The sequence below is a fragment of the Faecalimicrobium dakarense genome, from assembly GCF_000499525.1.
Taxonomy (GTDB): domain Bacteria; phylum Bacillota; class Clostridia; order Peptostreptococcales; family Peptostreptococcaceae; genus Faecalimicrobium; species Faecalimicrobium dakarense.
This window is the reverse complement of the sequence record NZ_HG529262.1, coordinates 1-13013: the sequence shown is the minus strand read 5'-3', so window position 1 is coordinate 13013 and position 13013 is coordinate 1. Positions and strand designations below refer to the sequence as shown.

General features: G+C 28.6%; 11 protein-coding genes. 1 reads left to right on the top strand and 10 read right to left on the bottom strand.

What is annotated here, in order from left to right; genetic code table 11:
* Window positions 1-79: 79 nt before the first annotated feature.
* From pgmB to uvsE, 6 genes are all read right to left on the bottom strand, one after another.
* Window positions 80-676 carry a beta-phosphoglucomutase gene (gene pgmB, locus BN899_RS03925; RefSeq protein ID WP_042273133.1) on the bottom strand — a complete coding sequence of 199 codons (597 nt, stop codon included), beginning with the start codon at window positions 674-676 and terminating at the stop codon, window positions 80-82.
* Between the two features lie 113 nt (window positions 677-789).
* Window positions 790-1794 carry a LacI family DNA-binding transcriptional regulator gene (locus tag BN899_RS03920; protein WP_330362438.1) on the bottom strand — a complete coding sequence of 335 codons (1005 nt, stop codon included), beginning with the start codon at window positions 1792-1794 and terminating at the stop codon, window positions 790-792.
* 342 nt (window positions 1795-2136) lie between these two features.
* Window positions 2137-2853 carry a carbohydrate ABC transporter permease gene (locus BN899_RS03915; RefSeq protein WP_330362437.1) on the bottom strand — a complete coding sequence of 239 codons (717 nt, stop codon included), beginning with the start codon at window positions 2851-2853 and terminating at the stop codon, window positions 2137-2139.
* Window positions 2853-3743 carry a carbohydrate ABC transporter permease gene (locus BN899_RS03910; RefSeq protein WP_042273132.1) on the bottom strand — a complete coding sequence of 297 codons (891 nt, stop codon included), beginning with the start codon at window positions 3741-3743 and terminating at the stop codon, window positions 2853-2855. Before BN899_RS03910 ends, BN899_RS03915 begins: the two co-directional genes overlap by 1 nt.
* 87 nt (window positions 3744-3830) lie before the next feature.
* Window positions 3831-5141 (bottom strand): ABC transporter substrate-binding protein, encoded by a 1311-nt coding sequence (locus BN899_RS03905; RefSeq protein ID WP_042273130.1) that lies wholly within the window; start codon window positions 5139-5141, stop codon window positions 3831-3833.
* Between the two features lie 168 nt (window positions 5142-5309).
* Complete coding sequence (gene uvsE, locus BN899_RS03900; RefSeq protein ID WP_042273128.1) at window positions 5310-6269, bottom strand: UV DNA damage repair endonuclease UvsE; 960 nt, start codon at window positions 6267-6269, stop codon at window positions 5310-5312.
* Window positions 6270-6507: 238 nt separating this feature from the next.
* Between uvsE and BN899_RS03895 the strand changes: the two genes are divergently transcribed.
* Window positions 6508-8079 carry an oligosaccharide flippase family protein gene (locus tag BN899_RS03895; RefSeq protein ID WP_042273127.1) on the top strand — a complete coding sequence of 524 codons (1572 nt, stop codon included), beginning with the start codon at window positions 6508-6510 and terminating at the stop codon, window positions 8077-8079.
* Window positions 8080-8112: 33 nt separating this feature from the next.
* On the opposite strand, the gene BN899_RS03890 is transcribed toward BN899_RS03895, so the two are convergent.
* From BN899_RS03890 to BN899_RS03875, 4 genes are all read right to left on the bottom strand, one after another.
* Window positions 8113-8991 (bottom strand): alpha/beta hydrolase, encoded by an 879-nt coding sequence (locus BN899_RS03890; RefSeq protein ID WP_052356572.1) that lies wholly within the window; start codon window positions 8989-8991, stop codon window positions 8113-8115.
* Between the two features lie 166 nt (window positions 8992-9157).
* Window positions 9158-10420 (bottom strand): cytosine deaminase, encoded by a 1263-nt coding sequence (gene codA / locus BN899_RS03885; protein WP_042273125.1) that lies wholly within the window; start codon window positions 10418-10420, stop codon window positions 9158-9160.
* A 28-nt stretch (window positions 10421-10448) separates the two neighbouring features.
* A complete protein-coding gene (codB, locus tag BN899_RS03880) occupies window positions 10449-11705 on the bottom strand; it encodes a cytosine permease (RefSeq protein WP_042273123.1) in 1257 nt (418 codons plus the stop codon).
* Between the two features lie 236 nt (window positions 11706-11941).
* Entirely contained in the window at window positions 11942-12946 is a 1005-nt protein-coding gene (locus BN899_RS03875; protein WP_042273121.1) for a BMP family lipoprotein, read from the bottom strand.
* Between the last annotated feature and the right edge of the window lie 67 nt (window positions 12947-13013).

Below are 13013 nucleotides of genomic sequence, written 5' to 3'. Positions count from 1 at the left end.
TTTCTAAAACTATAGCTCTTTACTATATTTTTCAACTATTTTTTCAAATATTAATTCATCGGTGCTTTTTACAATATATCTAGCTTTTTTTTAATATTTCAAAATCTCCCACTCCAACAGAATACATTCCTGCTTCATTTATTGATTCTATACCAGCACTTGCATCTTCAATTCCTATACAGTTTTTAGGATTTACACTTAATCCTTTTGCCGCCATTAAGAATATTTCTGGAGCAGGTTTACTATTTTCACATTTCGATGCATCAGCTATAAAATCAAAATAATCTATAAGTTTCAAATTATTTAGTACCTTTATGGCATTTTTACTTGCAGATGCTAGACCTATTTTTATATTATTAAGTTTTATATTTTCTAATAGTTCTTTTATTCCAGGCAACACGTCTTTTGGGCTTATATCTTCTATTAAAGACACATAATAATTATTCTTATTATCTGCCATTATTAGTTTTTCTTCTTTGACGAAATCATTCTCTTTTTTTCCATGAATTAATATTCTTTCTAAAGATTCCATTCTGCTTATTCCCTTTAGGCTTTCATTGAACTTTTCATCTATATCTATTCCTAATTTATCTCCTAGCTCCTTCCACGCTAGATAATGAAAATGAGCTGTATCTGTTATAACTCCATCTAAATCAAATATAAAAGCTTCTACCATATTTACTTCCTCCCCTTTTTTGGACAAGCGGTTGCATAGTCGAGTAAAAAATGCAATTACATTTATATAAATAACCTATTTAAATAAGTTATTTATATAATGCTTTTGCATTTTTACTTAAATGATTCTCTTTCTATAAACTCTGTATTTACAATATAGTGAGTATTAGTACTAATATTAGATTCTAATTTTTTTATTAGTAATTTTGCTGCATAATATCCTAGTTTATCTGCGTTTATATGTACAGATGATAGTGGTGGAGTTTGATACTGAGCTAGCTGATTATTGTTAAATCCTACTAATGCTATATCATCTATGCTATTGTCTTTAAGCATATTTCCTGCTCCAAATGCTAATAAATCATCTGTTGTTACTATTGCACTTACTTTACTTTCATTAACTAATATATTAGCTGCATCATAACCTTCATTTTCATTAAATTGAAGCTTATGTATAACCAAATTTTCATCATAATTTACTCCATTAACTTCAAGAGCCATTTTATATCCTTTTAGTCTATCTCTAGACATATTTAAGCTTTTCATAGCTCCTATAAATCCTATCTTTTTATGCCCTTTTTTTATAAGTTTATTAACTACATTATACATAGCTTGAAAGTTATCATTGTCTACCCATAAAACATCTTCAGTACTTTCAGGTCTTCCTATCGCTACAAATGGGAAATTTATTTTTTTTAGGTATTTTATACTTTCATCATCTTCATTTACCCTTAAAAGAATAATTCCTTCCACCAAATTAGCTGCTGTTATTTCCTTTATACTTTCAGTTTCTGTTTTATCACTTTTGCTAAATGCATAAGTGATATAGTAGTTTTTACTTTGCGCATATAAACTCATTCCTTTCATAGCATTTATGAAAAATGGATTTGTAAGTAAATCATCAGCTTCACTTGGTAATACAACTCCTAGTATTCGAGTCTTATTATTAGCTAAACTTCTTGCAATAGGATTTGGCTTATAATTTAGTTTCCTTACTGCCTCATGAACGCGTTCTTTAGTTTCATCACTTATTCTAGGATTATCAGATAACACTCTCGATACTGTAGATGTAGCTACTCCAGCTTCCTTTGCTACGTCTTTTATAGTAATTTTAATCATGCTCAACTATCCTCTATATTCTTCTTTCTATTTTATTTTATATATAACTTAATACTTTAATATCAGTTGTATAAATTTTTATATTTAAATATGTTTAATATAAATTAAAAATATTTATAGTTATAATTATATCATACTTGCTAAATGCATCTCTATCCATTTATTTAAAACGTCTATTCATAGATAAATTTTTCATAAATATCTAACTTATATATTTTCATCCAAATGTTTTACTATAAGCCTATTTTATACTTCCTGATGTAACACTTTTTATAATATGTTTTTGAGCAAAGAAGTAGAATAATAGCACTGGTATTATAGTAAGAACTAATCCCGCTAAAGCTAAATCCCATTGTTTTGTATATTGCCCAAAGAAGAAAACATTGAAAGTGGTATTGTTCTTGTCTCTGGAGTATTTATAACTAATGATGGTAATAAGAAATCATTCCATATCCAAACTGTATTTAATATTGCAACAGTTATAGATATTGGCTTAAGTAATGGGAATATTATATATCTAAATGTTTGCCACTTAGTACATCCATCTATTAAAGCTGCCTCATCTAGTTCCTTTGGTATGCCTTTCACAAATCCATGGTATAAAAATATTGCTGATGCACAACCAAAACCAATATACATAAATATTATCCCTGGAACATTAAGAAGTTTTAATTTCCCCATTATATTTATAAGTGGTAACATTATTGATTGGAAAGTTACAAGCATTGATGATATAAATAAAAATAGTATTATATTACTTAATTTAGAATTTGTTCTTTGTAACATCCATGCTGCCATAGATGCAAATAATATTATAAATACTATACTTACTATTGTTATAATCAAAGAGTTACCTAAGACTTTTATAAAATCTAATTGTTCCCAAGATTTAGTATAGTTATCAAGCATCAAACTTGATGGAAGTGCTAGCGTACTTTCAAATAGTTCTCCTTTCGTTTTAAAAGAGTTTACGATTATTATATAAAATGGAGATAAACATACTAAAGCTAATATTATGCCTACTATATCTAATCCTATTTTACTAAATTTATTTTTCATTATGCTTCCACCTCGTCTTTCTTAGTTAAATAAACTTGCACAAGTGTGATTATTGCAACTAATACAAAGAATATTACAGCTTTTGCTTGAGCTAAATTCATTTTATTATATGAAAATGCAGTTTGATAAACATTAAGAGCAAGCATTTGAGTTGCATTTCCTGGTCCACCATTTGTAAGTGCTAAGTTTTGATCGAATAATTTAAACGAATTTGATAATGTTAAAAATAAGCTTATTGTAAATGCGGGTCTTATCATTGGGAAAGTTATAAGTCTTATTCTTTGCCAAATATTTGCTCCATCTATTTTAGCTGCTTCATTTAATTCAGGTGGAACATTTTGAAGTCCTGCCACATATATGACCATAACATATCCTGACATTTGCCAAGCCATTATAATTACCATTCCCCAAAATCCTGTTGTTGAATTTGACAGCCAACCCATCATCCATTCTTGCCCTAAAGCTTGACCTATAGAGTTAAATACATTAACAAATATAAATTGCCATATAAATCCTAAAATCAACCCACCAATTAGGTTAGGCATGAAAAATATTGTTCTTAATAAATTACTGATTTTCGATTCTCTTGTTACCAAAAGAGCTAAAGCAAATCCTATAGCATTTATAGTAATTACTGATGCTACAGTAAATTTAGCTGTAAAGAAAAATGAATTTCTAAATCCTTCATCTGAAAATGCTTTTATATAATTTTCAAGTCCTACAAAATTTATATCTGTAGAAATTCCATTCCAGTCTGTAAATGAATAATATATACCAACTATTAACGGAATAAATATTACAACTAAAAACGCAAATAAGCTAGGTCCTACAAATGCCCAAAAGTCTAGGTTATTTTTGTTTTTACCAATTTTTTTAACTTTGCCACTCATATATCTCACTCCCCTTAATTTTATAAGTTTAAAATTATAGGAAAGTATACCTATACTTTCCTATAACTTATATCATATTATTTAATATTATTTTCTTTCTTCTGCCCAAGTAGTTTTTGCATTCTTAACTAAATCTTCCCAAGTCATGCTTCCATCTAAATATTTTTGTAAATCAGCTCCAACTACATTTTCTCCCCATCCACTTGGATATCCCATAAATACCCAAGGCATAGTTTCACCTTCATTAGAGTATTTTAATACATCTGCTGATAATGGATCTTTTGGTTGTAGTTCATCAGATTCATATCCTTTAAATGCTGGTATAAAGTTAAAATCATTTATTATCATCTTTTTACCTTCATCTGAAGTATATAACCAATTTAAGAAATCTTTAGCTGCATCTTTTTGAGCATCATCTTTATCTTTGTTTATAGACCAATACATTGGAACTCCTACTGGTATAGAATCTTCTACTACGCCTTTAAGTGGCATTGGAAGTATTCCTGAATTTTTAGCTACATCAGCATTAACTCCTTCTATTCCTCCATATGCCCAGTTCCCCATTTGAACCATTGCAACTTTTCCAGTTGAATATTTTTGCTCTACTTGCATAGCATAGTCAACACTATTTATAGATGGTAATTTTCCATCTGGCTTAAATGCATATGTAGTCTGTAAATCAAATAAATCTTTTAGTTCTTTATTATATTTAAATTCTAATTCTTTTGCCTTATATGCATCTGTTCCATCTTTAAATTCATTAGATAAAGCAACGTTCATTAAATGTAGTCCTGTTACCCATTTTTCTTTTCCTGGTACTGCAAATACTGCTTCAATACCTAATTCATCTTTTTTAGAATCTAAAGTTTTAGCTGCATTTTCTAGAGCTTCAAAAGTAGTTAAAGTAGCTGGATCAATTCCTGCTTTTTTAAATACTTCTTTATTATATATAAATCCATATCCTTCTTGATTAAATGGCATACCGAATATTCCATCATCATTAGTTACTGCTCCTAATGTACCCTCAAAAGCTTCTTTAACCCAAGGTTGGTCTTTTAAATTCTCTACTTTCGAGCTCCAATCTTCAACATCTTGAGGCCCACCTATATTAAATATAGCTGGCTCTTGGCCTGATTGGAACTTTGATCTAAGGGCTGCACCGTAGTCATTTCCACCACCTACAGTTTCTATATTTATGTCTACATTAGGATTTTTTTCTTCATAAACCTCAGCTGCTTTTTCTAGTGCATCTTTTGCTTCTACCTTAAATTGGAATATATCTACAACTACTTTATCTCCCTCCTTAGCTGTATTTCCTCCACTTGAGCTACATCCAACAACACTAGCTCCAACTAATACTGTTACTGTTAAAAGACTTAGAATTTTTTTTAATCCCATATTATCGTCCCCCTAATTAAATTTTAAGCAATCGTTTGCATCGCCTTATGTTTTCATTATAGCACTTCATTTTTTCTTGTGCAATCGTTTTTCCTTTTTTATTTATTTTTATTTTCACAAATTAATGATACACTATTTGGTATATACCATTCATATAGTGTATCATTTTTAAAGTTCTAATGTAGTTTCATCTATAAACTTAATATCTTTTCTTAACATTTTTAAATCATTTACTAACCTTTCTACAGTTAAATCTTTTTGCTTTGCTTCTATCATTATATCAAAATCTTTATTTACATTCTCCTTAGCTACATCTAAAAAACTTGAAAAATCATTTACATTTATATAATCAGAATGTTTTCTATCATTTTCAAATTCTCTTGGGCTTGAAAAATGAATTTTTGGAACTAACTTTTCATTTTTCCATGTATTAAATATTTCTACAAGTAGATCACCTATATATTCTCCATCATTATTACAATTATGATGATGAACATCTAATACCATTGGTAGACTTACAGTTTTACAAATATCTAAAACATCCTTTGCTGTAAATATCTTATCATCATTTTCTAATATAAGTCTCTCTTTTATTCTATTTGGAAACGCTTCAACATTACAGATAAATCTTTGTATCGCTTTTTCCTTACCTCCTAAGCCTCCGCCAATATGAATAACCATTTTGCCTTCTTTATAATTTAGTTCTTCAAATATATCTACTTTTTCATTTAAGTTTCTTATTGTATTTTTTACTACATTATCCTTATCGCTATTTATTACATTAAATTGATCTGGATGAAAGTCAACTCTCATATTACTTTCTTTAATTATTTTTCCTATATACTCAAAATCTTTTTCAAAATATTTTTTATAATCCCACATAACTTCTGGATGGGTTGACAGTGGTATTAAATTAGATGTTATTCTATAAAAGTGTATATTATTTTTTATGTTATATCTAAGTATTTTTTCAAGAGCATTGATATTTGAATAGGTTACTTCTTTAAGTTTATTAATTCTTTCATCTTCTGTTTTTAATTTATTATATCTTGAATAAGTCAGTGTACTTGAGGAAGTTACTTTACCTAATTTTAAAGCTATTGCTACATATCCAAGTCTTACTCTCATAATATTTCTCCTTAAAATTTAAATGTTAATTTATTTTTTCATTCATATTGTATTTAGTATTATCTATTTTTATTTAATAAATTATAATTTCTCATATATATAATATTTAAATATAAATTTACATATATATGAATATAGTGCTTGTTTATAAGTTTATACTTTAAAATAAAAATTTACTTTAAACCACCAATTGGCGAATTACTTTGCTTAAGTTTAAAAATATAAGGAGATAAACATTATGAAAAGAAAAAATTTAATACTTAATGCATTAATCTTAACCTCAACTACTATGGCCGTAGGCTTTATAAATATGGGGTTTAGGGTATATTTATCTAATAAAATTGGAACCGAAGGAATGGGACTTTATCAGCTTTTAATGAGTATATATATGATGGCCGCAACTTTAGCTATATCTGGAATTAGGGTAACTACTACCCGACTTATAGCTGAAGAACTGGGTAGAAAAAATGTAAAAAAAATCAAGAGTATAATGAAAAAGGCAATTGTTTATTCTCTATTTTTTAGTTCTTTAGCAACTTTTTTAGTATTTTATAATGCTGAACTTATTGCTACTTCTTGGATAGGAGATGAAAGGGCTATAATTCCTCTTAAAATATTATCTATTTCATTACCTTTTTTTGGTGTCGGCGCATGTTTTCATGGATATTTCTATGGAATGAGAAAAGTTATAAAAAGTGTAACATCAGATATTATAGAAATTTCAACTTTAATGATTATAATCTGCTCTTTTATAAGTATTGCTCTGCCAAAAGGATTGAATTATACTTGTATTTTAGTAACTGCAGCTAATTCTCTTTCTGTGATAATTTCAACGCTTTTTTCTTATATAATGTATATATTTGAAAAGAAAAATATAAATAAAACTATAGCTTCAAGAGGTGATAGTTGCACTTTAATTGAAATATCTAAAATAGCACTCCCCATCGCTTCAAGTGCATATATACAAACAGGCCTTAGAACAGTAGAAGATATATTAATTCCAAATGCCCTTAGATTATATGGTTCTTCAACATCAGCATCTTTATCTATATTTGGACTTATAAAAGGAATGGTCATGCCATTACTTAACTTTCCATCTATATTTTTAGCTTCATTTTCAACACTTATAATCCCTGAAATTGCAGAAGCTAATGCTCTTAATCAAAGAATAAGGGTAAATTACATAATATCTCGTGTTTTTAAATTCACATTGCTTATTGCTGTATTTGCATCTGGATTGTTTATAATTTATTCTGACGAATTAGGAATGGCAATTTATAATAATAATGAAGTTGGATATATGATAAGAATTTTAGCTCCACTTATACCATTTATGTATTTAGATAGAATTGTTGATGGTAGTTTAAATGCTCTAGACCAACAAATGAGCACTTTAAAGTATAACTTTATTGATATGGGTATAAGAATATTTTTAATTTTATTTTTAATTCCTAAAAAGGGTATTGATGGCTTTATTATAGTTTTATTTACTGGAACTCTTTTAAACTCTTTACTTAGTGTAAATAGGCTTCTAAAGGTAACTAAACTTGATTTTCTTTTATTAGACTGGATAATAAAACCAACGTTTTGTATAACATTATCAAGCTTTTGCACAAAATTTTTATTTAATTTACTTGGATTCGATTCTTTAGTATTTATGCAAATAGGAGTTGTTATAATATTTTATTTTATATTCCTTATATTATCTAAAACCATATTAAAAAGTGATATTATGTGGTTTATAGATGCTTTCAAAAATGATATAAAATCTGATAAAATTGGCGATTTAGGAATATATAAAAGATTCTAGAAAAAACTATGGATTATTATAATCCATAGTTTTTTATTGTTCTATTTTATCTAAAAACTTTATTATGCTTTTAGAAGTAATATCTATTTGTTTTTCTTGATTTATTATAGCTTCATTGTCTCCTTTTTGTTTACCATAATCTCCAAATTGGGCATGATTTCCACCTTCAATTTCAACAAATGTGGCATCTGATGGTAATTTTTCCTTAGACTCTATAAGAGACTTAAAGTTTACAACACCATCTTTGCTTCCCCATATTGAAATTACATCCATACTTAAAGATTTTAAGTCATCATTCATAGGATATGATGCTAAAAGAACTACTCCATCTACTAAAGTTCTATTATTGCTAGCAAATTTAGCTGCAATAGTTCCTCCTAAAGAGTGTCCTCCTACTACCCAAGTGCTTATATCACTATTTTCTTCGATTACGTCCTTCGCTTTGTTAGGAGAAAGTATCGCTAAATTAAGAGTTGGCTCAACTATAAAAACCTTATAGCCCTTTTGAGCTATATCTTTGCATATTGGTGCATATGATTCTGGATTAACTCTAGCCCCTGGATAAAATATAAATCCTTTTGTCGGGTTAGTATTTGCAGGTGTAAATGTTATAAACTTATCCTTATTTACTATTACATTTTCATCACTTATTAATGCCGAATGTGCCATTGCCTGCGGTTTATATGAGTTGTTTGCCCATATAAAAAATCCTACTATAGCAATTACTAAACCTGCTAAAATCCATCTCATTACATTTTTTATATTTTTATGGTTTAATATTTTTTTATTGTTTTTTTCTCTAGTTTTATTTTCTTCTTCTACTTCATCATGTAGTATCGGTCTTTCTAGTTCCATTGTTATACTAAATGTTTCGTATAACTTTTTTTCTCTTGATTCTACGTCATCACCCATACTATACCTCCACACTCATTTCTATACTATTATATTTTATCATATATAGAAAGTTTTTTCACCTAATGAAATATTTCATCTATAAAAAATATAAGCATATAATTATATATATTTATATTTTTTAATGCATTAAAGAGATACTCAAATTGAGTATCTCTTTAATGCATTATTTTTTGAAATCTATAATTTCTTTTTTATCAAATGTTACTGTAGTTTCACTTAAACTAGTATGTGCTATTACTTTTCCTTCTCTTATTGAATAATATACTGGTACTTGCCTTCTTATAGCATCAAAACCATTTTCAGCAGGTAGTATTATTAAGTTACCTGGTTTTCCTACTTCTATTCCGTACTTATCTTGTATATGAAGTGTTTTTGCACTGTTATTAGTTATTAAATCTATTGATTCGTTTATTTGTCCATAACCCATCATTTGACATACATGAAGTCCCATATGAAGAACTTGCAACATATTTCCTGTTCCAAGTGGATTCCATGGGTCCATTATATCATCATGACCAAAACATACATTTATATTTGATTCTACCATCTCTTTAACCCTTGTTATGCCTCTTCTTTTCGGATAAGTATCAAATCTACCTTGAAGGTGTATATTTACAAGCGGATTTGCTATAAAATTAATTTTACTCATTTTTAAAAGTCTAAATAATTTATATGCATAAGCTCCATTATATGAATGCATAGCTGTTGTATGACTCGCTGTTACTTTTTCACCCATATTATTTTCATATGCTCTAGTTGCAAGAACTTCTACGAATCTTGATTGCTCATCATCTATTTCATCACAATGTACATCTATTAAAACATTATATTTTTTAGCTAGTTCAAACATTTTATCTATAGACTCTACACCATATTCTCTAGTAAATTCAAAGTGAGGTATTGCCCCTATTACATCTGCACCAAGCTTTAAAGCTTCTTCTAATAATTCTAATCCATTAGGAAATGAAAGTATACCTTCTTGTGGAAATGCAACTATTTGTAATGTTACATAATCCTTTAACTCTTCTCTTAGCTCTACCATAGCTTTTATAGCAGTTAGGTTTGGATCTGTTGTATCAACATGAGTTCTTATAAATTGTATCCCATTAGCAACTTGCCATGTTATAGCTTTTCTTGCTCTAGTTTTTACATCTTCTATTGTTAAAAATTCTTTTCTTTCTGACCAACATTCTATTCCTTCAAATAAAGTTCCACTTTCATTCCATCTTGGTTCTCCAGCAGTTAATGTTGTATCTAAGTGAACATGCGGTTCTATAAATGGTGGTATAACTAAAAACCCTTTTGCATCTATAACTTCTTCATTAAATTTCTCTATATTTGCTTCTATTTTAGTTATTACTCCATTTTCTATTAATATGTCTACTAAGTCATTATTGTTTCTTAATTTTGCATTTTTAATTAACATATTTATCCTCCCAAGATACTCTAAACTATTATGCAGCTTTTTTTATTTCTATATTATTTGATTTATTATTTATTTTACTTAAAGCAACATAAATTACTATTGCAGTAAGTACTGAATTTAAAGGTGTTATTCCAGGTATTACATAAGCACCTATAACTCCTGCTACCCATGCTACTATTGCATTTATATTAATATTTTTAAATTTTGCAATTTTAAAATCTACATACTCACGTTTATTTAGTATAAAGTAATCTGCTATTATTACTGCACCTGTTGCTGGTATAAATGAATTTAATAAGTTTAGCCATCCCATAAAGTTGTTGTATAAAAACATTGCAAGTAGTGTACCTACTATTCCATTTATTATAACCATTCTATTTTTAGGCTGCTTAGTTATGTTCGAAAATCCAAGTCCAGAACCATAAAGCGCATTATCATTAGTTGTCCATATATTTAAACCTAATATTATTATAGCTGGTATTATAAGGCCTTGCATAAACATTACTTCAGCAATATCTGCTTGTCCTGTTACCATAGCACCTATTGCACCAAAAGCTAACATTAATGAGTTACCTATTAAAAATGCTATTACTGTTGTTGATACTGCTACTTTTTTACTTTTTGAAAATCTTGTGAAATCTGCTGTTAAAGTACCACCACTTATAAAAGTTCCTACAACTGAAGCAAGTGCTGCACTCATCGTCATAGCTCCTGTTGGTTCTATAGCTAGTAATCCAGTAAATCCTCCAACATCTCCTATCGCTTTTCCTGCTGATATACTTCCAAGAATTGCTATGGATGGAACTGCTATCATACTCAATATTGTAAGAGATTTCATTCCAAAGAATGCGGTTGCTGTCATTAATATACCTGATACTAAAACCAGTATTCCTACATCTATACCTGTAACCTTCGATACTGGTATAGCAAACATTGCAACTCCTACTCCAAACCATCCAACTTGAGTTGCTGATACTAAAAATGATACTAAATATGAACCTTTCTCACCAAATGAATATCTTGCAAGTAAGTGTGTTGAAAGTCCTGTATCTCCTGCCATATAAGCTAAAAGTCCTGTATATACACATAATATTGCATTTCCTATAATTACAGCTGTTACAAATTGATCCATTCTAAGACTAGTTCCTAAATTTCCACCTGCTAACATACTTGCTGAGAAAAATGTAAATCCTAGCATAACAACTAACATTGGTATAAATCCTTTTTTTGAATTACTAGGTATTGCTTCTAGTGAATAATCGTGATCCTGATGTTTTTTACTCATAATGATGTATCTCCTCTTATTACAAGTACCTGTAAAAGAAAAAACCTCTTGCTTAGCAAGAGGTTTTCATATAAATAGTTTATTAAAATAAATTTAGATATAAATTATCCTATGATTTTAATAAACTTCGTTTATTTTCTTCCGAAAACCTTGCCAGCTTCTCTGAACTGGATTAAAGGTACTTTTATTTTATTAAAATCATAATATCATATTTGTCGAATTGTGTAAATATATTTTTATTGTTTTGGAACTACTACTTCTCCACTTACAATTTTTTTAACTTGTTCGTTTACATAATCTATTACTTCTTTTGGGACATTTTTATCTGTAGTTGGTGCTAGTCCTACAGCATCATTTTCTAATCCATACACTTTAACTTTACCACCATCAAATTTACCATCTTTTAAATCTTTTACAGTATTATAAACACCTTCATTTACTTTTTTCATAGCTGAAGTTATTACTGTATTAGGCGCAACCTCATTTTGGTCTCTATCAACTCCTATAGCAAATTTACCTTGTTCTTTAGCTACTTCTATCGCACCTAAACCAACATCTCCTGCTGCAGAGAATATTATATCCGCACCATTTGAATACATTTGTTGTGCTATTGATTTACCTTTAGCTGAGTCTGTAAATGTATTTGCATATTGATCTATAACTTTTGCATTTGGATTAGCTTCTTTAACTCCAGCCTTATATCCTGATTCAAATCTTTTTATAACTACGCCTTCTATTCCACCTATAAATCCAACTTTATTAGTTTTTGTCATTTTACCCGCTACTAGTCCAACTACATATCCTGCTTGTTCTTCACTAAATGTTATACAAGTTACATTATCTGGAGTTTTATCTCCATAATCAGCATCAACTATTGCAAACTTTTGTTCTGGATAATTTTTAGCAGCTGCTAAAATAGCGTCTTTTAACTTAAATCCAACTCCTATTATTAAATCATTTCCATCGTCTACTGCAGTTTCTATATTTGCAGTATATTCAGAGTCTTGATTAGATTCTATGTAACCTACCTCTACACCTAAATCTTTCTTAGCTTTTTGAAGCCCTTCCCAAGAAGATTGATTAAATGATCTATCATTTATCCCCCCAACACCTGTTATCATAGTTACTTTTACCTTATCATTATTCTTAGCATCATTGCTCTTATTCCCTGTACATCCTACTAATGCCAATGATGATACCATCGCTACCATAATTAAACATAATATCTTTTTAAATTTCATTAAAATGCCTCCTATATATTTTAGTTATCATTATTTAATATTCGCAAAATATAGTTTATAATATAAT

Excerpts from the sequence above, each read along its gene's own strand:
- pgmB (WP_042273133.1), bottom strand. The coding sequence starts at position 676 with ATGGTAGAAGCTTTTATATTTGATTTAGATGGAGTTATAACAGATACA.
- BN899_RS03920 (WP_330362438.1), bottom strand. The coding sequence starts at position 1,794 with ATGATTAAAATTACTATAAAAGACGTAGCAAAGGAAGCTGGAGTAGCT.
- BN899_RS03915 (WP_330362437.1), bottom strand. The coding sequence starts at position 2,853 with ATGAAAAATAAATTTAGTAAAATAGGATTAGATATAGTAGGCATAATA.
- BN899_RS03910 (WP_042273132.1), bottom strand. The coding sequence starts at position 3,743 with ATGAGTGGCAAAGTTAAAAAAATTGGTAAAAACAAAAATAACCTAGAC.
- BN899_RS03905 (WP_042273130.1), bottom strand. The coding sequence starts at position 5,141 with ATGGGATTAAAAAAAATTCTAAGTCTTTTAACAGTAACAGTATTAGTT.
- uvsE (WP_042273128.1), bottom strand. The coding sequence starts at position 6,269 with ATGAGAGTAAGACTTGGATATGTAGCAATAGCTTTAAAATTAGGTAAA.
- BN899_RS03895 (WP_042273127.1), top strand. The coding sequence starts at position 6,508 with ATGAAAAGAAAAAATTTAATACTTAATGCATTAATCTTAACCTCAACT.
- BN899_RS03890 (WP_052356572.1), bottom strand. The coding sequence starts at position 8,991 with ATGGGTGATGACGTAGAATCAAGAGAAAAAAAGTTATACGAAACATTT.
- codA (WP_042273125.1), bottom strand. The coding sequence starts at position 10,420 with ATGTTAATTAAAAATGCAAAATTAAGAAACAATAATGACTTAGTAGAC.
- codB (WP_042273123.1), bottom strand. The coding sequence starts at position 11,705 with ATGAGTAAAAAACATCAGGATCACGATTATTCACTAGAAGCAATACCT.
- BN899_RS03875 (WP_042273121.1), bottom strand. The coding sequence starts at position 12,946 with ATGAAATTTAAAAAGATATTATGTTTAATTATGGTAGCGATGGTATCA.